A 19,538-nucleotide genomic window follows, 5' to 3' on the forward strand; every position below is an offset into this window, starting at 1 on the left:
CGTCCTGCTCCCGATACGTTGTTTGCTCAGGCTCCAGGCCTGCAAGAGTGGTGTCTGCTAAGGGGCGGCGTTTGATTTCAGTGCGCTTCACTTCCTGTATGCCTCCAGTTATAGGAATCTCAAAGCATACACGTGGGCATACACGGCGGGAAGTTATAGGGGTAGACAGGGATGGATAGCCAGAAACAAGAAAGCCCGCACGGGGCGGGCTTCTTGGGGTGGTTCGTAGACTGTCTGAGACAGCCCGAGACTGCTATATGGTGCACCCGGCGGGATTCGAACCCACGACCCCTGCCTTCGGAGGGCAGTACTCTATCCAGCTGAGCTACGGATGCTTGTGCGGGCGACATCATACCCATGTCGACCTTGGGCGTCCATGCCGGTCTTTGGCCCTTTATAGGTAGGAATTTGCCCCCCAGAGGCCCTGCGCCGGGTGCCAGTGGTCGCTGCGGTGGAACCCGGCTGAATCACGCGGATCAGAAAGATCTGGTAAATGCGCCGTTTTCGTTCTTTTTTTCGAACAGACTATTGCCCTGTACCCCCATTGATCCTAGGATTCGTTTGAGATTTCAAACGCTCTGTCTCCCGTGCGCTCTTTCACTTTTCCCGCGTGCTGGGGCTGATTTCCCTGACGGCAGCCCACAAGGCGCCTTTCAACAACTCTAATTCGCTCCGCGTGCGCGCGGTGCTGTTAAGGAAAGCCGACATGCAGCTCAAAGATACCCAGTTGTTCCGCCAGCAAGCCTTTATTGATGGCGCTTGGGTGGATGCGGACAACGGTCAAACCATCAAGGTTAACAACCCGGCCACGGGCGAGATTCTCGGTACCGTGCCGAAGATGGGTGCGGCCGAAACGCGCCGCGCCATCGAAGCGGCCGACAAGGCTTTGCCGGCCTGGCGTGCACTCACCGCCAAGGACCGCGCCAACAAGCTGCGTCGTTGGTTTGAGCTGATCATCGAGAACCAGGATGACCTGGCTCGCCTGATGACCCTGGAACAGGGCAAGCCACTGGCTGAAGCCAAAGGCGAAATCGTTTACGCCGCCTCGTTTATCGAGTGGTTCGCCGAAGAAGCCAAGCGCATCTACGGTGATGTGATTCCGGGCCATCAGCCGGACAAGCGCCTGATCGTGATCAAGCAGCCGATTGGTGTTACCGCGGCTATCACGCCGTGGAACTTCCCGGCCGCGATGATCACCCGTAAAGCCGGCCCGGCCCTGGCCGCCGGTTGCACCATGGTGCTCAAGCCGGCGTCGCAAACCCCGTTCTCGGCGTTTGCCCTGGCTGAACTGGCCCAGCGTGCAGGTATCCCTAAAGGTGTGTTCAGCGTGGTCTCCGGCAGCGCCGGCGATATCGGCAGCGAGCTGACCAGCAACCCGATCGTGCGTAAATTGTCCTTCACCGGCTCCACCGAAATCGGTCGCCAGCTGATGGCCGAATGCGCCAAGGACATCAAGAAAGTCTCCCTGGAGTTGGGCGGCAACGCGCCGTTCATCGTGTTTGACGACGCGGACCTGGATAAGGCTGTCGAAGGCGCGATCATTTCCAAATACCGCAACAACGGCCAGACCTGCGTCTGTGCCAACCGCCTGTACATCCAGGATTCGGTGTACGACGCCTTCGCGGAAAAACTCAAAGTGGCCGTGGCCAAGCTCAAGATCGGCAACGGTCTGGAAGAAGGCACCACCACCGGCCCGCTGATCGACGAAAAAGCCGTGGCCAAGGTTCAGGAGCACATCGCTGATGCCCTGAGCAAAGGCGCCAAGCTGTTGGCCGGTGGCAAGGTCATGGAAGGTAACTTCTTTGAGCCGACCATCCTGGTCAACGTGCCGAAAGACGCTGCAGTGGCCAAGGAAGAAACCTTCGGCCCACTGGCGCCGCTGTTCCGCTTCAAAGACGAAGCCGAAGTGATCGCGATGTCCAACGACACCGAGTTCGGCCTGGCGTCCTACTTCTATGCCCGCGACCTGGGCCGTGTGTTCCGTGTGGCCGAAGCCCTGGAATACGGCATGGTTGGCGTCAACACCGGGTTGATTTCCAACGAAGTGGCGCCGTTCGGCGGCATCAAGGCCTCGGGCCTGGGCCGTGAAGGTTCCAAGTATGGGATCGAGGATTACCTGGAAATCAAATACCTCTGCCTGGGCATCTAAGCCAGGCACGAGCATGCAGTAAACGCAGAGGGCACGAGAGCGCTGTCCCTTTGCGTGTTTCAAACCGTAATTCGTAGTGGCCGGGAAAGCTGTGGCAGTCGATCATCGCATGCTGCCGTAGTTGCTTCCCCGCCACGTATTCCTTGGACCACGCCACCCGATGAGTGGCGAATGAGGACTTTATGAGCAAGACCAACGCATCCCTGATGAAACGCCGCGAAGCCGCTGTACCGCGCGGTGTTGGCCAGATTCACCCGATCTTCGCCGAATCCGCGAAGAACGCCACCGTGACCGACGTTGAAGGTCGCGAGTTCATCGACTTCGCCGGCGGTATCGCCGTGCTGAACACCGGCCACGTGCACCCGAAAATCATCGCCGCCGTGACCGCGCAGCTGAACAAGCTGACCCACACCTGCTTCCAGGTACTGGCCTACGAGCCTTACGTGGAACTGTGCGAAAAAATCAACGCCAAGGTGCCAGGCGACTTCGCCAAGAAAACCCTGCTGGTCACCACCGGTTCCGAAGCCGTTGAGAACGCCGTGAAAATCGCCCGCGCCGCCACTGGCCGTGCCGGTGTGATCGCCTTCACCGGCGCCTATCACGGCCGCACCATGATGACCCTGGGCTTGACCGGTAAAGTCGTGCCTTACTCGGCCGGCATGGGCCTGATGCCAGGCGGCGTATTCCGCGCGCTGTTCCCGAACGAACTGCACGGTGTGAGCGACGACGACGCCATCGCCAGCATCGAACGTATCTTCAAGAACGATGCCGAACCGCGTGATATCGCTGCCATCATCATCGAGCCGGTGCAGGGCGAAGGCGGTTTCTACGTCGCGCCTAAAACCTTCATGAAGCGCCTGCGCGAACTGTGCGACAAGCACGGCATCCTGCTGATCGCCGACGAAGTGCAAACCGGCGCTGGCCGTACCGGTACCTTCTTCGCCATGGAGCAGATGGGCGTTGCTGCCGACCTGACCACCTTCGCCAAATCCATCGCCGGCGGCTTTCCGTTGGCCGGTGTGTGCGGCAAGGCTGAATACATGGACGCCATCGCTCCAGGCGGCCTGGGCGGCACCTACGCCGGTAGCCCGATCGCTTGCGCCGCTGCTTTGGCGGTGATGGAAGTGTTCGAAGAAGAACACCTGCTGGACCGTTGTAAAGCGGTCGGCGAGCGTTTGGTAACCGGCCTGAAAGCCATTCAAGGCAAGTACCCGGTGATCGGCGAAGTGCGTGCCCTGGGCGCGATGATCGCCGTGGAGCTGTTCGAAGAGGGCGACAGCCACAAGCCGAACGCCGCTGCCGTTGCCTCCGTGGTGGCCAAGGCGCGCGACAAAGGCCTGATCCTGCTGTCGTGCGGTACCTACGGCAACGTGTTGCGCGTGCTGGTTCCGCTGACCTCGCCGGACGAGCAGTTGGACAAAGGTTTGGCGATCATCGAAGAGTGCTTCTCCGAGCTGTAAGCGGATTGACCTGATCGACAAAAAAAACCCGCTTCGGCGGGTTTTTTTGTGGCCGATGCAACACATTCAGGCCTTGTTCATTGTACGTAGGCGGCTTGATTGTCTAAGGTGCAAGCATTGCCGATGGAGCGTGCTGGATGACTGCTGTTGATTTACCGGCTGTACCCCGAGTGTTGATTGCTGAAGCGGACCCTTGGTCGCGGGATTTGCTCAAGCAAGTGTTGTTGAACGTGCGCTGCGACGCACGGCTGGATGTATGTGGTGACGGGCAGCAAGCAGCGACGCTGTTGCGAGAAAAAACCTACGACCTGATCCTGGCGGATTGGGAGCTGCCGGGCATCGATGGTCTGAGCTTGCTGCGCAACGTACGCCAGCAGCGCCGTTCGCTGCCGTTTATCCTGCTGAGCAGTCGCAACGACAGTGCCAGCGTGCGCGAAGCCTTGCCGCTGGCGCCTACCGCGTACCTGACCAAACCGCTGAACATGGAAGGCCTGACCCAGCGCCTGCAAGACCTGCTGCTCAACGAAGGCGAAAGCGTGTATTGCGAAATTCCGCCGCTGGCGCCTGGCGTGACCTTGCCGGTGTTCCTGGAGCGGCGCCGCGAAGCCTCCGACGGCGCGCCGCTGCGCGTCGACGTGAAAGCCGCCGTGCAACACAGCCTTGAACCTGATGGCCTGGACCTCAAGCGCCTGGAAGACCAGGTGCGCATGGACCCACAAATTACCGCCGTACTGATCGCCGCCGCCAACAGCGCCGGGCATCACGGCACGCCGGTGCAAACCCTGTCGGCTGCGCTGCACAAGCTGGCGGCCGGGCAGAGCATGAACTTGATCTTGGGCCTGGCCCTCAAGCACAACGTGGTGCTGGGCGACCCGGCGCTGGTGGACTATGCCGAGCGCCACTGGCAGTTGTCAGAAGACACCGCCGACTACGCCCGCCGCCTGGCGCGCTTGCTCGAGCTGGACCACGAGCGCTGTTACTGCGCCGGCATCCTGCACCGGCTGGGTGACTTGGCGTTGCTGCGTTGCCTGGAGGATTGGCGCCAGGGCGGCGGGGCGTTGGATGACGAGGCGATTGGTGAGTCCCTTGATACCTTTGGTGCGGCCTACGGCTCGGCATTGCGTGCGCGCTGGCGCTTGCCGTTGGAGCTGCGCCAGTTGATTGCGGCGATCTATTCGCTCGAAGGCGGGGTGTATTCGCGTGAAGCGTTGGTGATGAATCTGGCGGCGCAGATGGCGCGCCTGACCGAGCACGAAGGGCTTGAGGCGCTGGCGAGGAGCAAGACTGCGCGGTTGCTGAGGGTCGGGTTGTCGGAGTTGATGCGAGTGCGCAAAAACTAGCTGGCAACGAGGATCAAGTGTGGGAGCGGGCTTGCTCGCGAATGCGGTGCCAGTCGCCGAAAATATTGACTGATCCACCGCATTCGCGAGCAAGCCCGCTCCCACATGTTTGACCGAGTTCTAACTCGCTATGACGCGGTTCTTGCCCTGGCGCTTAGCCTCATACATGGCCGCATCAGCCCGCGCGAACAGGCTGTCCAGGGCTGAATCTTCTTCGCGCAAGTTGGCCAGGCCTTGGCTGACGGTCACCGTGAATTGCCGGCCTTCATAGCTGAAACTCAGCGCCTGGATTTCCTTGCCCAGCCGCTCGGCCACCTGCAACGCCATGTGCGGCGCACAACCGGGCAGTACGGCGGCGAATTCTTCGCCGCCAATGCGCCCGAACAGGTCGCCACGGCGCAATACACTGCGACCGCTCTCGGCGATACGCCGCAACACCTGATCGCCCTCCAGATGGCCGTAGGTGTCGTTGACGTCTTTGAAATCATCGATGTCCAGCAACAGGAACGCCAGCGGTGCACCCTGGGCACAGGCGCTGTCGAAGGCCAGGTTGGCGCATTCGAAGAAGTGCCTGCGGTTGCTGCTTTGGGTCAGCACATCGGTGGTGGCGAGGCGGTGCAGTTCCAGCTCCATCTGTTTCTTTTCGGTGATGTCTTCGGCCATGCCGACCACAACCACCGGCTTGCCGGGCTGGACCTGCTGGTTGATATAGCACTTGTCGCTCAGCCAGCGAATTTGCCCGTCGGCGGTGATGATGCGGTACTCGCGGTCCTCCACGGCGCCTTGTTCCAGCACGCGGGCGAGGCTGTGTTCGGCATAGTCGAGGTCTTCGGGGTGAACGCTGTTGCGCCATTCGCGGTAGTCGGCGAGCAGCAAACCGGCCGTACGGCCAAATACCCGCTCATAGGCCGGGCTCACATACAGCACACGGCGCGTTTCCCAATCGATGGCCCACAGCACGGCATTTACACTGACCAGCAACGAACTCAGCAACTGCTCGCGTTCGCTCAACCGTTCGACTTCACCCTGGGCATGCATCAACGCCAACAGGGTTGCCGCCGCGGCCGGGCGGGGAGCCTCGGCAGCAGGGGCATCTGGCAGGTAGGGATGTTCGTGAACCATCGGTACAACTCTCTCTGGGCGCGCCGCAGGATGGAGCAGCGGTCACTACAAGGGTTCACCATGATGGCGAAGTGTTCTCTGAGAGAGGGTAAATGCAGTGAAGTTCCGTGAGCGGGCTAACTAAGAAATGGCGCCAAAAACCGGTGGTAAGCCAAGCCCTGTGCTCAATGGGCTGGTTTTAGTGAGCGGGCTTGTTGTGGCAACAAGCCCGCTCGCCACAGGAACGAGCGGGGTGTGCATGCCCGGTCAGACCGCTGCAGGGCGCAGCGAATAGGTCTTCAATTGATGGGCAAAATCGCGCAGTGACTGGATGCCGCTGGCTTCGGCCTCATGCACCCATTCCTTGATCGCGGCCAGCATGTCGTGGCCATTGGAACTGGTTTTCAGCCAGATCTGCTGCAGCGCCAGGCGCTTCTCGTAGATCACTGTCAGCGCCTGGCTGTGTTCCAGCAGGCTCTGGATGCGCACGTGATGGCGGTCATCCAGCAAGCTGGTTTCACGCGACAGCAGGCGCTTGGCGCGGTGGAACTGGTGGCGCACCGAATGATCGACCTTTTCCAGCTCCTGCTTGACCAGTGGGCCGATCACCAACTTGCGGTACTGGGCCATGATCTGGAAGCGGTTGTTGAGGATCGCCATGGCGGTGTCCATGTCCAGGTGGCCTTTGCCCTCCACGCGGTGCGCGATAGGCGCCACGCGCTGCACCTTGGCCAGGCGCAGGAAGCTGAACACTTTGATCCACGCCCAACCCAGGTCGAACTCCCACTTCTTCACCGACAGCTTGGCCGAGTTGGGGTAGGTGTGGTGGTTGTTGTGCAGTTCTTCGCCGCCGACAATGATGCCCCACGGCACCAGGTTGGTCGCCGCGTCCCGGCATTCGAAATTGCGATAGCCCACGGCATGCCCCAGGCCGTTGATCACGCCGGCGGCCCAGAACGGAATCCACATCATCTGGATCGCCCAGATGGTGATGCCGATGGTGCCGAACAGCAGCAGGTCGATCACGCCCATGATCGCTACGCCCAGCAGCGGGTAAGGCGTGTAGATTTTGCGTTCGATCCAGTCATCCGGGCAGTTCTTGCCGTAGATGCGCAGGGTTTCGGGGTTTTCGGCCTCGGCGCGGTAAAGCTCGGCACCTTTGCGCAACACGGTGGACAGGCCTTTGATGACCGGGCTGTGCGGGTCGTCGACGGTTTCGCATTTGGCGTGGTGTTTGCGGTGGATAGCGGTCCACTCGCGGGTGTTCTGCGCCGTGGTCAGCCACAGCCAGAAGCGGAAGAAGTGTTTCAGGCCGGCATTGAGCTCCAGGGAGCGATGGGCTGAATAGCGGTGCAGATAGACCGTGACCCCAACGATGGTCACATGGGTCATCAACAGAGTGACTGCAACCAGTTGCCAGGCTGACAAGTCAAGAAAACCGTTGTACCACATAGGCTGTATGGCCCTCAGATAAAGAAAAAAACAGCTCACGCATTATCACTAAGCCTACAGAGAAAACCAGCCGCCCTTTCAGATAGAAGTGACTGGATGTTTCTTATTCTATAATCCGCAGCCTTTGTGGGGCGATTTTGTTTTTTGGTAAGGATTACTGACTCTATGCTGTTTTCATACCGAGGTGCCCTGCGTGTGGGGCTGGTATATCTGCTGGTTTCCATTGTGTGGCTTCAGCTCAGCCACCACCTATTGATCAACTTTCTCGATGACCCGCGGGAGTTGGTCCGCTGGCTGCAGCTGCGCGACTATGTGTGGGTGGCCCTGAGCGCGGCGGCGATTTACTTGCTGTGCGCGCGTTTTGCCCGCACCCACCAGGTGCAGCAACCCCTGAAAGAAAACCGTGAGCGCCTGCGCCAGGCGGCTGCCGTGTTCGATTGCACCCGCGAAGGCGTGCTGGTCACCGACGCCGACGGGCTGATCGTGCACGTCAACCGGGCGTTTATGGAGATCACCGGCCACAGCCGCAAGGACGTCATGGGCGAGCGGCCGAGCCTGTTCAAGTCGGGGCGCCATTCGTCGAATTTCTACCTGCAGATGTTCCAGACCCTGGAGCAAACGGGCGAATGGAGCGGCGAAATCTGGAACCGACGCAAAAGCGGTGAAATTTATCCACAGTGGCAAACCATCCGCGTGATCCGCGATGACCACGGCAAGGTCAGCCACTACGTTGCGGTGTTTTCCGATATCAGCGCCATCAAGGATTCCCAGCACGAACTGGCGCACCTCGCCCACCACGACCCGCTCACCGACTTGCCCAACCGCCTGTTGTTCACTGACCGTGCCGAGCAGGCGCTGGCCTCGGCGCAAGTGCATAAACGCGGCTGTGCCTTGCTGCTGCTGGACTTGGACCATTTCAAGATCATCAACGACAGCCTGGGCCATAACGTTGGCGACCAGTTTCTCAAGGCCGTAGGCGAGCGCCTCAAAGGGCTGTTCGGCCCCGGCGTGACCTTGGCGCGCTTGGGGGGTGACGAGTTCGCTGTGCTGGCGGAAAGTTGTCCACAGGTGGTGCAGGCCGCCGCGATCGCGCAGCGCATGCTCGATGCGATGAAGGAGCCGTTCGTGTTTGATGGCAACCAGTTGTTTATCAGCGCCAGCATCGGCATCAGCCTGTTCCCCAGCGACGCGTTGAGCGCTGAACAGCTGCTGCGCAATGCCGATTCGGCGTTGTTCAAGGCCAAGAGCGCCGGGCGCGAAGGCTACGCGCTGTACACCGAAGAGCTGACCGCCCACGCGCAGAACCGCGTGGAAATCGCCAGCGAACTGCGCCGCGCCCTCGATCAGCAGGAACTGCGCGTTTACTACCAGCCGGTGTACGACCTGCGCGGCAGCCGCCTGGTCGGCGTCGAAGCGCTGGTGCGCTGGCAGCACCCGGCGCGCGGCTTGGTGCCACCGGGCGAGTTCATTCCGATTGCCGAGCGTACCGGGCTGATTGCCGACATCGACGCCTGGGTGATGGACCAGGCCTGCCGCCAGATGTGCCGATGGTTGGCCGATGGCGCACCGCTGAGCTTTATTGCGGTGAATGTTTCCAGCCGTCTGTTCGCCCGGCGCGAGCTGTACGAGCAAGTCGCCCAGGTGCTGCACGCCACCGGCCTCGACCCGGCGTTCCTGGAACTGGAAGTCACCGAAAGCGCGGTAATGGATGACCCGGAGGTCGCCCTTGAGCAACTGCACCGCCTGCGTGAGCTGGGCTTGCGCCTGGCCATCGACGATTTTGGCACCGGCTATTCCTCGCTGCTGCGCCTCAAGCGCTTGCCGGTGCAAAAGCTCAAGATCGACCAGGGCTTCGTCGCCGGGTTGCCGTGGGACGAAGACGACGCGGCGATTGTGCGCGTGGTGATCGCCCTGGCCAAAAGCATGGGCATGCAGGTGCATGCCGAAGGTATCGAGCAGGTTGAGCAGGCGCGGTTCTTGTTGGAGCAGGAGTGCGATATGGGGCAGGGGTATTGGTTTGGGCGCCCGATTCCTGCAAGTGAAATTGATTGGGAGCGTGCGCCTGCCATTCAATAGTCGACGCGTTTTCAATCTGAAATACAGTGAAATGTGGGAGCGGGCTTGCTCGCGAATGCGCAGTGTCAGTCGATACATCTGTGGCTGACCCACCTCATTCGCGAGCAAGCCCGCTCCCACCTTTGGATCTCGACACGGCTTATTTTCCGTGTCGAGCGCGCGAAAACCCGCGCAACCCCACGTCCTGCCAGAAAATTCTTTCTGGTTATATAAACATTCTTAAATAGTATTTTTAAGAATATCCGCGCTTATCTACTATCGCCCTCACGCCGCAAGCAGTGCCGCCACTGCCAGGCACTATTCATTTCAGGAGCGAGACCATGAGCGCATCTCTACGTAGCGTCGACGGCCAGGACGAAGCAGCCATTTTGCGTGAGATCCAGAGCGCCTTGCGCGACCTGCGGTTTGGCGCGGTGGAAATCACGGTGCACAACGCCCAAGTGGTACAGATCGAACGCAAGGAAAAATTCCGTTTGCAAAACCCGGGTAACAAACCGAGCTAAGCACTCACGGCGATAGACCCCCGCATCTATAAGAAAAGCCAACACCAAGAATTCTCAGGAGCCTTCTATGTCGTCGATTCGCCGTTACGCCCTGGCCGCACTGGCCAGCGCCGTGTTTGCCGGTTCCGCTGTTGCCAAGGACTACGAGTTGCTCAACGTCTCGTACGACCCTACCCGTGAGCTGTACCAGGACTACAACGCTGAGTTCACCAACCACTGGAAACAGTCCCACCCCGGCGACAACGTCAAGATCCAGCAATCCCACGGTGGTTCGGGCAAACAAGGCCGGGCAGTGATCGACGGCCTGCGCGCCGACGTGGTGACCCTGGCCCTGGCCGGCGACATCGACGAAATCGCCAAATTGGCCAAGACCCTGCCGGAAAACTGGCAAACCCGCCTGCCGGACGCCAGCACCCCGTACACCTCGACCATCGTGTTCCTGGTGCGCAAGGGCAACCCTAAAGGCATCAAGGATTGGGGCGACCTGATCAAGAAAGACGTTTCCGTGATCACCCCGAACCCGAAAACCTCCGGCGGTGCGCGCTGGAACTTCCTCGCCGCCTGGGCCTACGGCCTCAAAGCCGGTGGCAGCGAAGCCAAGGCCCAGGAATACGTGAAAGAACTGTTCAAGCACGTGCCGATTCTCGACACCGGCGCTCGCGGTTCGACCATCACGTTCGTCAACAACGGTCAGGGTGACGTGTTGCTGGCCTGGGAAAACGAAGCCTTCCTGGCGCTGAAAGAAGACGGCGGCGCCGACAAGTTCGACATCGTCGTGCCTTCCCTGTCGATCCTCGCCGAGCCGCCAGTGGCGGTGGTCGACAAGAACGCCGAGAAAAAGGGCAACACCGAAATCGCCACTGAATACCTCAAGCACCTGTACAGCCCCGCTGGCCAGGAGATTGCGGCGAAGAACTTCTACCGCCCACGCGATGAGAAAGTCGCCGCCAAGTACGCCCAGCAGTTCCCGAAACTGGACCTGGTGACTATCGACAAAGACTTCGGCGGCTGGAAAACTGCCCAACCGAAATTCTTCAATGACGGTGGCGTGTTCGACCAGATTTACTCGGCGCAGTAAGCCAAAGTACCTGTAGGGGCCTGATTTTCTGTAGGCGCTGGGCTTCTATGGGAGCTGGCTTGTCGAATCGTCGCACCGCTGCGATAGCATCACCGCGGTGTGACTGACACACCAAGGTGCCTGTATCGCGGGCAAGTCCGGCTCCCACAGAAAAGCCGGCCCCCACAGAAAGCGCGCTCCTACCGTGGTTTCTACCTTTTAACCAAGGACTCTTATGTCGCGTCGTACTTCCCCCGTCATACCCGGCTTCGGGCTGACGCTGGGCTACACCGTGGTGTACCTCAGCCTGATCGTACTCATCCCCCTGGCGGCGATGTTTGTACACGCCGCTCAACTCACTTGGGATCAGTTCTGGGCCATTATTTCCGCACCACGCGTGCTGGCGGCGTTGAAACTGAGTTTCAGCACCGCGTTGTACGCTGCGCTGATCAACGGCGTGATCGGCACGCTGCTGGCTTGGGTGCTGGTGCGCTACACCTTCCCCGGCCGCAAGATCATCGATGCGATGATCGACCTGCCCTTTGCCCTGCCCACGGCGGTTGCCGGTATTGCGCTGACCGCGTTGTACACGCCGACCGGCCTGGTCGGCCAGTTCGCCGCTGACCTGGGCTTCAAAATCGCCTACAGCCCGTTGGGTATCACCCTGGCGCTGACGTTCGTCACGCTGCCCTTCGTGGTGCGCACGGTGCAGCCGGTGCTGGCCGATATCCCCCGGGAAATCGAAGAAGCCGCCGCCTGCCTGGGTGCCAAGCCGTTGCAGGTGTTCCGCTACATCCTCGTGCCCGCATTGCTGCCCGCCTGGCTGACCGGCTTCGCGCTGGCCTTTGCCCGTGGCGTGGGTGAGTACGGGTCGGTGATTTTCATCGCCGGCAACATGCCGATGAAAACCGAGATCCTGCCGCTGCTGATCATGGTCAAGCTCGACCAATACGACTACCGCGGTGCCACCTCCATTGGCGTGTTGATGCTGGTGGTTTCCTTTGTCTTGCTGCTGCTGATCAACTTGTTGCAGCGGCGCATCGAACGTCCATAAGGAGGCGCGGAACATGTCCCAATCGTCTATTTCCGCTGCGTCCTCGGCCAACGCTGCCCGCCGTGGCAGCGCGGTGTCCCGGCGCATCCTGATCAGCCTGGGCTGGCTGGTGTTCTTCCTGTTCCTGCTGCTGCCGCTGTTTATCGTGGTGTCCCAGGGCTTGAAGAATGGCCTCGGCGCGTTCTTCACCGCCATCCTGGAACCCGACGCGCTATCCGCACTGAAACTCACAGTAATCGCCGTGTTGATTTCTGTGCCGCTCAACGTGGTGTTCGGCGTCAGCGCCGCGTGGTGCGTGAGCAAGTACTCGTTCCGTGGCAAGAGCATCCTGGTCACGCTGATCGACTTGCCGTTCTCGGTATCGCCGGTGATCGCGGGTTTGGTCTATGTGCTGATGTTCGGCGCCCAGGGTTTCTTCGGCCCATGGCTGCAAGACCACGACATCCAGATCGTGTTCGCCTTGCCCGGCATCGTACTGGCGACCATCTTCGTCACCGTGCCGTTCGTGGCCCGTGAACTGATCCCGCTGATGCAGGAGCAGGGCACCCAGGAAGAAGAGGCGGCGCGCTTGCTCGGCGCCAATGGCTGGCAGATGTTCTGGCATGTGACCGTGCCGAACATCAAATGGGGCCTGATTTACGGCGTGGTGCTGTGTACCGCACGGGCCATGGGTGAGTTCGGTGCGGTGTCGGTGGTGTCCGGCCACATTCGCGGCGTGACCAACACCTTGCCGCTGCACGTCGAGATCCTCTACAACGAATACAACCACGTTGCCGCGTTTGCCGTCGCGAGCCTGTTGCTGATCCTGGCGCTCTTCATCCTGCTGCTCAAGCAGTGGAGCGAGAACCGTATCAACCGCCTGCGCAAAAGCGCCGGTGAGGAATAAGTCATGTCGATTGAAGTCCGTAATGTCAGCAAGAATTTCAACGCCTTCAAGGCCCTGAACAGCATCAATCTGGACATCCAGAGTGGCGAGCTGGTGGCGTTGCTGGGCCCGTCCGGCTGCGGCAAGACCACTTTGCTGCGCATCATCGCCGGCCTGGAAACCCCGGATGACGGCAGCATCGTGTTCCACGGTGAAGACGTGTCCGGCCACGACGTGCGTGATCGCAACGTCGGCTTTGTATTCCAGCACTACGCGCTGTTCCGCCACATGACCGTGTTTGACAACGTCGCCTTCGGCCTGCGCATGAAGCCGAAAAACCAGCGCCCGAACGAGAGCCAGATTGCGGTCAAGGTGCACGAGCTGCTGAACATGGTGCAGTTGGATTGGCTGTCTGATCGCTACCCGGAGCAACTCTCCGGTGGCCAGCGCCAGCGTATCGCCCTGGCCCGCGCCTTGGCGGTAGAGCCCAAAGTGCTGCTGCTGGACGAACCCTTCGGCGCCCTCGACGCCAAGGTGCGTAAAGAGCTGCGCCGCTGGCTGGCGCGCCTGCACGAAGACATCAACCTGACCTCGGTATTCGTGACCCACGACCAGGAAGAGGCCATGGAAGTCGCCGACCGTATTGTGGTGATGAACAAGGGTGTGATCGAACAGATCGGCTCACCGGGTGACGTCTACGAAAACCCGGCCAGCGATTTTGTGTACCACTTCCTGGGTGATTCCAACCGTCTGCATCTGGGCGAGGACAAGCACGTGCTGTTCCGGCCGCATGAAGTGTCGCTGTCGCGGCATGAGTTGGAGGATCACCACGCGGCTGAGGTGCGTGATATTCGGCCGTTGGGCGCTACCACTCGGGTAACGCTTAAGGTCGAAGGCCAAAGCGAACTCATCGAGGCTGAAGTGGTGAAAGACCACGACAGCCTGACCGGCCTGGCCCGTGGCGAGACCCTATTCTTTAAACCCAAGGTCTGGCAAAAAGCTTAAGCACCCTGCAAAAAACCAATGGGGAAGCTGGCTTGTCGAATCGTCGCACCGCTGCGATAGCAACACCTCGGTGTGACTGAAGCACCGAGGTGCCTGCATCGCGGGCAAGCCCGGCTCCCACATTGGATCTCTATTAACCCTTAGACCGCTGCCCTTTTTCCGCGCACCGCCACCGGCCCTGACCGCTGCTCAATCTGCTGCTTAAGCCCCTGGCGCAACCCCAGCAAAAACGCCAACTCCGCCACCACAAACAACGGCCCGACGATCAGCCCCGACACGTCATCCACAAACGCGGGCTTTTTGCCCTCGTAATAGTGGCCGACAAACTGGATCACCCAGCCCACCACAAACATCCCAATGCCGCTGCTGAGCCACACCAGCGTGCTCTGCGCCGCCAGTACATGCCCGGCCCACACCGACAAGCCCATCAACAGCGTCATCAGCACGCCCAGCGCCAGTTCCAGGCGCAGGTAAAACCACGCCGAGAACAACGCGAGCAGCACCGCTGGCGACAGCCAGAGGCCGCCCATTGCCCATTCGGGGCGTGACAGCAGCACGGCCACGGCGACCACAATCAGCGGGATGCCGATAAAGTGGCTGGCGATATTGCGTGGGTCGCGGTGGTAGGCGGCGTATTGACTGAGGTGGTCGACGAGGCTTTTCATTGTTGTTCCTCCTGTAGGATGCTTGATCATGCCCTGCCAGCCTGCGCCTGACTGTCAGCTGGGCGACAATCATCGGAGTTCTCATGGGCACAGAGAAATGGCACTCGCGGCTGGCCACGGGTCATTGGTTCAGCCACTTGCCTGCCTCGTTTCAGCATAGCCTGCTGGCCCACGCCCGGCAGCGGCAGCTGGCGGCGGGGCAATACCTGTTCAAGCGCGGCGACCCGCCGTGTGGCCTGTATGCGGTGCTCGACGGCACCTTGCGCATCAGCGCGGTGAATGAGCATGGCAAGGAAGCGCTATTGAGCCTGGTGGAGCTGCCGTACTGGTTTGGCGAAATCTGCCTGTTCGACGGCCTGCCGCGCACCCATGACGCCTGCGCCGTGGGGCCATGCACGCTGTTGCAGGTGCCGCAGCAGGCGCTGCTGAACATCCTCGATGAGTCCCCGCAATACTGGCGCGACCTGGCCTTGTTGATGAGCCAGAAGCTGCGCCTGAGTTTTATCAATATCGAGCAACTGAGCCTGATGCCGGCCTCGGTGCGGCTGGCGCACCGCTTGTTGATGATCGTTGAAGGTTACGGCGATACCGAACACGCAAAAAGCATGGTGCAACTGCCCCAGGAAGACTTGGCGGCGATGTTGAGCCTGTCGCGCCAGACCACCAACGCCTTGCTCAAGGACTTGCAAGCCCAGGGCATCGTGCGCCTGGGTTATGGCGAGATCGAAATCCTGGATGCCCAACGACTGCGTGAGGCGGCGCATACCTGAGGGTGGTAGCCTGCAAGCCTGATTAATCGAGGTGTGTTATGCGCGTCCTGTTAGTGGAACACGAATCCGAAGAGGCACAGCGGATGGCCCAAGGCTTGAACGAGGCTGGCTACAGCGTCGAAGTCGCGGCCAATGGCATGGCGGCGTTGCGTTTAGTGGAGAGCGCCGACTACGAGCTGGTGATTCTGGATGTGATGCTGCCGGGCTTGAATGCCTGGAAGTTGCAGCAGGCTATTCGGTTGAAGGGTGCCACGCCGGTGTTGTTCCTGACCACGACGGGCGGGATTGAAGACCGTCTGCGTGGGTTGGAATTGCATGAGGATGATTATTTGCTCAAGCCGTTTGATGCCCGTGCATTAGCGGCTCGATCAGCCAAGCTGTTGCGTCGAGATCGAGGCCGCTGACAGGTGCATACCTGTCAAGTTTGACAGTAGATGAACGATGATCGGAATAGCACACTTGAGTTGTCAATTTTGACGCTCAAGGAATTAACATCATGTCAACTACTACTTCCGGCAGGGATACTGCTCCTGTTGTTATATCTCCGGCCCAAAATGGCAGGTATTCGCAAATGGTCGAGTTTTCGGGTACTGGCGCTCCGGGTTGTCTCGTCTGGCTTACACTCGTTCCAATTGATGCAGCTAATCAACAGCTCCAAGGTGCTCTCGTCGATCCGGGGGGGAAATGGAAATTTACCCAAAGAATTGACCGTGGCATTAAATCGGTAATTGCCTTTCAAAGCTTTAACCGTGAGCGATCCCCACTTTCGGGCATCATCAAATTCACGGTGTTGTAGTTCACTGGCTAGGCTAGTGGACGGGTGGCCGAGAGGGAGCAATAAGTTTGGGGCACAGTTACCCCACACTTTCCCGAAAATGCCCCGGCGTCATCCCCGTCCAGCGCTTGAACGCCCGGCTGAAGCTGCTAGTGTCGGCAAACCCGAGCAAATGACTGATCTCGGCCAATGAGCACTGCGGGTCCCGCAGGTGCAGCAGCGCCAAATTCTCCCGGCACTCATTGAGCAACGCATCAAACCGGCACCCTTCATCCGCCAGATGCCGCTGCAAACTGCGCAAACTCAAGTGCAGCGCCTGGGCAATCCGTTCGGCACTCGGTTCACCTTCCGGCAATTGCGCCTCAATGGCCGCGCGGACCTTGCGCTCCCAGGTCAGCGGTTGCAGTTGGGCGAGGGTGCGTTTGAGCACGGTTTCGTTGTGTTCGGCCAGCTCCGGGTTGGCGTCATCCAGGTGGCTGTCGAAGTCATGCGCGGCAAACTCCAGGCGGTCTTCTTCGGCGCCAAAGAAGACCGGCGCGCGGAAGACCGTGTGCCAGGGCTTGGGGTCAATGGGTTGCGGACGGCGCAAATAAACAGCCAGCGGCGCGTATTCACGGCCCAGCCGATTACGGCAAGTGCGCACATAAATTGCCGCAAACGCATCAATCGCTTCCAGCGCCGGTGCCGGGTTGCCCGGCGGTTGCAGCAGGCGAAAACGGTAGCGTTCGCCGTCTCGGCTAAGTTCCAGCGTCAGGGCATCGCTGACCACCTGGTGGTAGCGCACGATCCGCTCGAACACCTCGCGCAAGCTGCCGCTGGCCACCAATGCATAACCCAGTGCATGAAAGGTGGTGGGGCTGACGAACCGCGACACCCGCAAGCCGATCGCCGGATCACCGCTGGCCTGCACCGCCAGCGCCCACAACCGCGTGGTCGCCGACAGCGGGTAGCGCGCGTTAGGGTCATCCATCTGCTGCGGGTCGAGCCCGGCCTGGGCGCACAGCGCGGCGCTGTCGAGGTCCAGGGCATCGAGCTGCTTGCGCAGGGCGCGGGTCCAGCTGGCGAGTGAGGTGGCTTCGGTCATGACGATTGGCGCTTGCGGTCAACAAGTTGGCGTCCGCGGCTAGCGTCCTGCCAGATCGCTTGGGGCAGGATGGACGTATCAATGAACAAGAGAATGGAAGCATGGACGGTACTTGTGCAAGCCCCCAACAGATGAACGCGCAACAACGCTCAGCGCATATCCGCGAAGTGGTGCTGGCCGAGGGCGTCAGGTTGCGCCAGCAGCACCCCTGGCTGCTGCATCAGGACGCGCTGGGCGCGGGCATCCTGGCGTTTGCGCTGGTCGGCATGCTCGGCTCGGCGGCGCTCTACATCAGCGGCCACATGGCTTGGTGGGTGTGCCTGCTGCTCAACGCCTTCTTCGCCTCGCTGACCCACGAGCTGGAACATGACCTGATCCACAGCATGTACTTTCGCAAGCAGCGCCTGGCGCACAACCTGATGATGGGGCTGGTGTGGCTGGCGCGGCCGAGCACCATCAACCCGTGGATACGCCGGCACCTGCACCTCAATCACCACAAGGTGTCGGGCACCGAGACCGACATGGAAGAGCGCGCCATCACCAACGGCGAGCCCTGGGGCATCGCGCGGTTGCTGATGGTGGGTGACAACCTCATGTCAGCCTTCATCCGCATGCTGCGCGCCAAAACCTGGAAGCACAAATTCAACATCCTCAAGCGTGCGCTGCTGGTGTACGCCCCGCTGGCACTGCTGCATTGGGGCGCGTGGTATGTGTTTTTGGGCTTTCATGCGGCCAATGGCATTGCCAGCCTGATGGGCGCGCCGATCGAGTGGTCAGCCGGCACCGTGCAGATGATGCAGGTGATCGACATCGCCGCCGTGGTGATCATTGGCCCTAACGTGTTGCGCACCTTTTGCCTGCACTTTGTCAGCTCCAACATGCACTACTACGGGGACGTGGAGCTGGGCAATGTGATCCAGCAAACCCAAGTGCTGAACCCGTGGTGGATGTGGCCGCTGCAAGCGTTCTGCTTCAACTTCGGCAGCACCCATGGCATTCACCATTTTGTGGTGAAAGAGCCGTTTTACATCCGCCAGATGACGGCCAAGGTGGCGCATAAAGTGATGCGCGAAATGGGCGTGCGCTTCAATGATTTCGGCACCTTTGCCCGGGCCAATCGGCTTGAACGCCAGGAGCGTTCGCAGCCCCGGCTTAATCCGGCTGAAACGGCGATGCGCTGAGTGCCGCGCCGGTTTTGTCCGCCAGGAAACCCAACCACGGCTTGCCGGGGTGGCGCGCACCGGCTAAACCCATGGCGGATGCGGCCTTTAATGCGGCTCGTGGGATGCCATCAGCGTTTGTACCGTTTGGGGAAGCAATAGTGCCAAACGATGAGTCCCCACGTAGCGGCTTTCCCGTGCGCCCTCAAATACAATGAGCAAATTGATAGCCAGTACCTCGTGGTTCTTGAAGCCTGCGGCACGGCACATCCCGATCAGATGATCGAGGTGTATGTGCTTGATCTCATCAAGCGCCACTCGCGCTGGATGTTCAGCATCGCTGACATCTAGTGCCTTATCCATGAGTTTGCAGGTCGGTTCGTCTGGCGACTGGATATAGGCATACATCATTTCTAACCAGCCGTTGAGTTCTCCACGCGGATCATTCGGATGCGCCTCGTGCAAGGCTTTCCACGCAGCTTCACTCGCTTTGTGATGCTCTCGAATGGTGGCTTCAATCAACATCTCCTTAGAGGCAAAATGCCGATACAAGGTCATTTTGTTGCTCTGCGCTGCTGCTGCAATCGCCTCAACGCCGACGGCGTGAATGCCGTATTTGTGAAACATCTCGCCTGCAGCACGCAAGATTCTCTCTCGCGGCGGAATTGAACTCGCCAATTTTTCGGCAGGCGGTACCTGGTCCGTTGAAGTGTTAGCCATCACATAACGCCTATTTTTTGGTATAGGTCCCGCTGCACTTGACATGTTACTTACCGGTAAGTAACATCGTGTGTAAGAGGGTAATTATCGCGCGGACTATACCGTGAATCTGGCTAGCGTTGCGCTGGGGGAGGCGATCGCTCAGGGGAAATACAGGCTTGGCGACTAAGGCTTAGGTGGCATCAAGCTCACTGCCGCAGGGGTGTTGTCGGTTTTGTATAGCGATGCCATCCCATCGACCATAGGCGTCGAGGATGTTTGGTGTGGCCAGGCCGTGCAATCGGATTTAGCGGTGAAGCTGA

At 60.1% G+C, this 19,538-nt stretch carries 18 protein-coding genes and 1 tRNA gene; 13 read left to right on the plus strand and 6 right to left on the minus strand.

Features of this window, described 5'->3' with window-relative positions:
• Positions 1–258 precede the first annotated feature (258 nt).
• A tRNA-Arg gene (locus tag ACI77I_RS04835) sits at positions 259–335 on the minus strand.
• Between the two features lie 371 nt (positions 336–706).
• Here ACI77I_RS04835 and gabD point away from each other — a divergent pair.
• From gabD to ACI77I_RS04850, 3 genes are all read left to right on the plus strand, one after another.
• The gene (gene gabD, locus ACI77I_RS04840) at positions 707–2,149 is read left to right on the plus strand and encodes an NADP-dependent succinate-semialdehyde dehydrogenase (RefSeq protein WP_242153841.1); all 1,443 of its coding nucleotides are present in this window, start codon (positions 707–709) and stop codon (positions 2,147–2,149) included.
• A 182-nt stretch (positions 2,150–2,331) separates the two neighbouring features.
• Positions 2,332–3,609: a 4-aminobutyrate--2-oxoglutarate transaminase gene (gabT, locus tag ACI77I_RS04845; RefSeq protein ID WP_242153843.1), complete on the plus strand. Its 1,278-nt coding sequence runs from the start codon at positions 2,332–2,334 to the stop codon at positions 3,607–3,609.
• 137 nt (positions 3,610–3,746) lie between these two features.
• Positions 3,747–4,949, plus strand: a complete 1,203-nt coding sequence (locus ACI77I_RS04850; RefSeq protein ID WP_242153845.1) for an HDOD domain-containing protein — start codon at positions 3,747–3,749, stop codon at positions 4,947–4,949.
• Between the two features lie 120 nt (positions 4,950–5,069).
• Here ACI77I_RS04850 and ACI77I_RS04855 read toward each other — a convergent pair whose 3' ends face one another.
• Both ACI77I_RS04855 and desA read right to left on the minus strand, forming a co-directional pair.
• Entirely contained in the window at positions 5,070–6,071 is a 1,002-nt protein-coding gene (locus ACI77I_RS04855) for a GGDEF domain-containing protein (RefSeq protein WP_406997058.1), read from the minus strand.
• A gap of 246 nt (positions 6,072–6,317) precedes the next feature.
• On the minus strand, positions 6,318–7,502 hold the full coding sequence (gene desA, locus ACI77I_RS04860) for a delta-9 fatty acid desaturase DesA (RefSeq protein WP_094951091.1): 1,185 nt from the start codon (positions 7,500–7,502) through the stop codon (positions 6,318–6,320).
• Between the two features lie 165 nt (positions 7,503–7,667).
• On the opposite strand from desA, the gene dibA reads away from it, so the two are divergent.
• The 6 genes from dibA to ACI77I_RS04890 all read left to right on the plus strand — a co-directional run bounded on the left by dibA (position 7,668) and on the right by ACI77I_RS04890 (position 14,062).
• Complete coding sequence (gene dibA, locus ACI77I_RS04865) at positions 7,668–9,578, plus strand: phosphodiesterase DibA (RefSeq protein ID WP_406997059.1); 1,911 nt, start codon at positions 7,668–7,670, stop codon at positions 9,576–9,578.
• A 320-nt stretch (positions 9,579–9,898) separates the two neighbouring features.
• Positions 9,899–10,081 (plus strand): sulfur starvation response protein OscA, encoded by a 183-nt coding sequence (gene oscA / locus ACI77I_RS04870; protein ID WP_003170956.1) that lies wholly within the window; start codon positions 9,899–9,901, stop codon positions 10,079–10,081.
• A gap of 67 nt (positions 10,082–10,148) precedes the next feature.
• A complete protein-coding gene (locus ACI77I_RS04875) occupies positions 10,149–11,159 on the plus strand; it encodes a sulfate ABC transporter substrate-binding protein (protein ID WP_242153851.1) in 1,011 nt (336 codons plus the stop codon).
• A gap of 214 nt (positions 11,160–11,373) precedes the next feature.
• Complete coding sequence (gene cysT, locus ACI77I_RS04880; protein WP_094951094.1) at positions 11,374–12,192, plus strand: sulfate ABC transporter permease subunit CysT; 819 nt, start codon at positions 11,374–11,376, stop codon at positions 12,190–12,192.
• A 13-nt stretch (positions 12,193–12,205) separates the two neighbouring features.
• A complete protein-coding gene (cysW, locus tag ACI77I_RS04885; RefSeq protein WP_094951095.1) occupies positions 12,206–13,078 on the plus strand; it encodes a sulfate ABC transporter permease subunit CysW in 873 nt (290 codons plus the stop codon).
• Between the two features lie 3 nt (positions 13,079–13,081).
• The gene (locus tag ACI77I_RS04890) at positions 13,082–14,062 is read left to right on the plus strand and encodes a sulfate/molybdate ABC transporter ATP-binding protein (protein ID WP_028615256.1); all 981 of its coding nucleotides are present in this window, start codon (positions 13,082–13,084) and stop codon (positions 14,060–14,062) included.
• A gap of 140 nt (positions 14,063–14,202) precedes the next feature.
• Here the strand turns inward: ACI77I_RS04890 and ACI77I_RS04895 are convergent, their stop codons facing one another.
• Positions 14,203–14,727, minus strand: a complete 525-nt coding sequence (locus ACI77I_RS04895) for a DUF962 domain-containing protein (RefSeq protein WP_406997060.1) — start codon at positions 14,725–14,727, stop codon at positions 14,203–14,205.
• An 83-nt stretch (positions 14,728–14,810) separates the two neighbouring features.
• Between ACI77I_RS04895 and ACI77I_RS04900 the strand changes: the two genes are divergently transcribed.
• From ACI77I_RS04900 to ACI77I_RS04910, 3 genes are all read left to right on the plus strand, one after another.
• Positions 14,811–15,497: a Crp/Fnr family transcriptional regulator gene (locus ACI77I_RS04900; protein ID WP_406997061.1), complete on the plus strand. Its 687-nt coding sequence runs from the start codon at positions 14,811–14,813 to the stop codon at positions 15,495–15,497.
• A gap of 38 nt (positions 15,498–15,535) precedes the next feature.
• Positions 15,536–15,901: a response regulator gene (locus ACI77I_RS04905; RefSeq protein WP_094951098.1), complete on the plus strand. Its 366-nt coding sequence runs from the start codon at positions 15,536–15,538 to the stop codon at positions 15,899–15,901.
• 92 nt (positions 15,902–15,993) lie between these two features.
• Positions 15,994–16,293, plus strand: a complete 300-nt coding sequence (locus ACI77I_RS04910) for a hypothetical protein (RefSeq protein ID WP_406997062.1) — start codon at positions 15,994–15,996, stop codon at positions 16,291–16,293.
• Positions 16,294–16,351: 58 nt separating this feature from the next.
• Here the strand turns inward: ACI77I_RS04910 and ACI77I_RS04915 are convergent, their stop codons facing one another.
• Positions 16,352–17,356: an AraC family transcriptional regulator gene (locus tag ACI77I_RS04915; RefSeq protein ID WP_094951099.1), complete on the minus strand. Its 1,005-nt coding sequence runs from the start codon at positions 17,354–17,356 to the stop codon at positions 16,352–16,354.
• A 101-nt stretch (positions 17,357–17,457) separates the two neighbouring features.
• Here ACI77I_RS04915 and ACI77I_RS04920 point away from each other — a divergent pair, with 101 nt between their 5' ends.
• Positions 17,458–18,537, plus strand: a complete 1,080-nt coding sequence (locus ACI77I_RS04920; RefSeq protein WP_406997063.1) for a fatty acid desaturase — start codon at positions 17,458–17,460, stop codon at positions 18,535–18,537.
• Between the two features lie 87 nt (positions 18,538–18,624).
• Here ACI77I_RS04920 and ACI77I_RS04925 read toward each other — a convergent pair whose 3' ends face one another.
• Positions 18,625–19,236 (minus strand): TetR/AcrR family transcriptional regulator, encoded by a 612-nt coding sequence (locus tag ACI77I_RS04925; RefSeq protein ID WP_406997064.1) that lies wholly within the window; start codon positions 19,234–19,236, stop codon positions 18,625–18,627.
• Between the last annotated feature and the right edge of the window lie 302 nt (positions 19,237–19,538).

Origin of the sequence: Pseudomonas sp. D47, assembly GCF_045447305.1 — a bacterium.
In the GTDB taxonomy this organism is placed as follows: domain Bacteria; phylum Pseudomonadota; class Gammaproteobacteria; order Pseudomonadales; family Pseudomonadaceae; genus Aquipseudomonas.

Coding starts and splice junctions, on each gene's coding strand:
- ACI77I_RS04905 (WP_094951098.1), top strand. CDS start 15,536: ATGCGCGTCCTGTTAGTGGAACACGAATCCGAAGAGGCACAGCGGATG.
- dibA (WP_406997059.1), top strand. CDS start 7,668: ATGCTGTTTTCATACCGAGGTGCCCTGCGTGTGGGGCTGGTATATCTG.
- gabD (WP_242153841.1), top strand. CDS start 707: ATGCAGCTCAAAGATACCCAGTTGTTCCGCCAGCAAGCCTTTATTGAT.
- desA (WP_094951091.1), bottom strand. CDS start 7,502: ATGTGGTACAACGGTTTTCTTGACTTGTCAGCCTGGCAACTGGTTGCA.
- ACI77I_RS04855 (WP_406997058.1), bottom strand. CDS start 6,071: ATGGTTCACGAACATCCCTACCTGCCAGATGCCCCTGCTGCCGAGGCT.
- ACI77I_RS04850 (WP_242153845.1), top strand. CDS start 3,747: ATGACTGCTGTTGATTTACCGGCTGTACCCCGAGTGTTGATTGCTGAA.
- ACI77I_RS04895 (WP_406997060.1), bottom strand. CDS start 14,727: ATGAAAAGCCTCGTCGACCACCTCAGTCAATACGCCGCCTACCACCGC.
- oscA (WP_003170956.1), top strand. CDS start 9,899: ATGAGCGCATCTCTACGTAGCGTCGACGGCCAGGACGAAGCAGCCATT.
- gabT (WP_242153843.1), top strand. CDS start 2,332: ATGAGCAAGACCAACGCATCCCTGATGAAACGCCGCGAAGCCGCTGTA.
- ACI77I_RS04910 (WP_406997062.1), top strand. CDS start 15,994: ATGTCAACTACTACTTCCGGCAGGGATACTGCTCCTGTTGTTATATCT.
- cysW (WP_094951095.1), top strand. CDS start 12,206: ATGTCCCAATCGTCTATTTCCGCTGCGTCCTCGGCCAACGCTGCCCGC.
- ACI77I_RS04900 (WP_406997061.1), top strand. CDS start 14,811: ATGGGCACAGAGAAATGGCACTCGCGGCTGGCCACGGGTCATTGGTTC.
- ACI77I_RS04915 (WP_094951099.1), bottom strand. CDS start 17,356: ATGACCGAAGCCACCTCACTCGCCAGCTGGACCCGCGCCCTGCGCAAG.
- cysT (WP_094951094.1), top strand. CDS start 11,374: ATGTCGCGTCGTACTTCCCCCGTCATACCCGGCTTCGGGCTGACGCTG.
- ACI77I_RS04890 (WP_028615256.1), top strand. CDS start 13,082: ATGTCGATTGAAGTCCGTAATGTCAGCAAGAATTTCAACGCCTTCAAG.
- ACI77I_RS04925 (WP_406997064.1), bottom strand. CDS start 19,236: ATGGCTAACACTTCAACGGACCAGGTACCGCCTGCCGAAAAATTGGCG.
- ACI77I_RS04875 (WP_242153851.1), top strand. CDS start 10,149: ATGTCGTCGATTCGCCGTTACGCCCTGGCCGCACTGGCCAGCGCCGTG.
- ACI77I_RS04920 (WP_406997063.1), top strand. CDS start 17,458: ATGGACGGTACTTGTGCAAGCCCCCAACAGATGAACGCGCAACAACGC.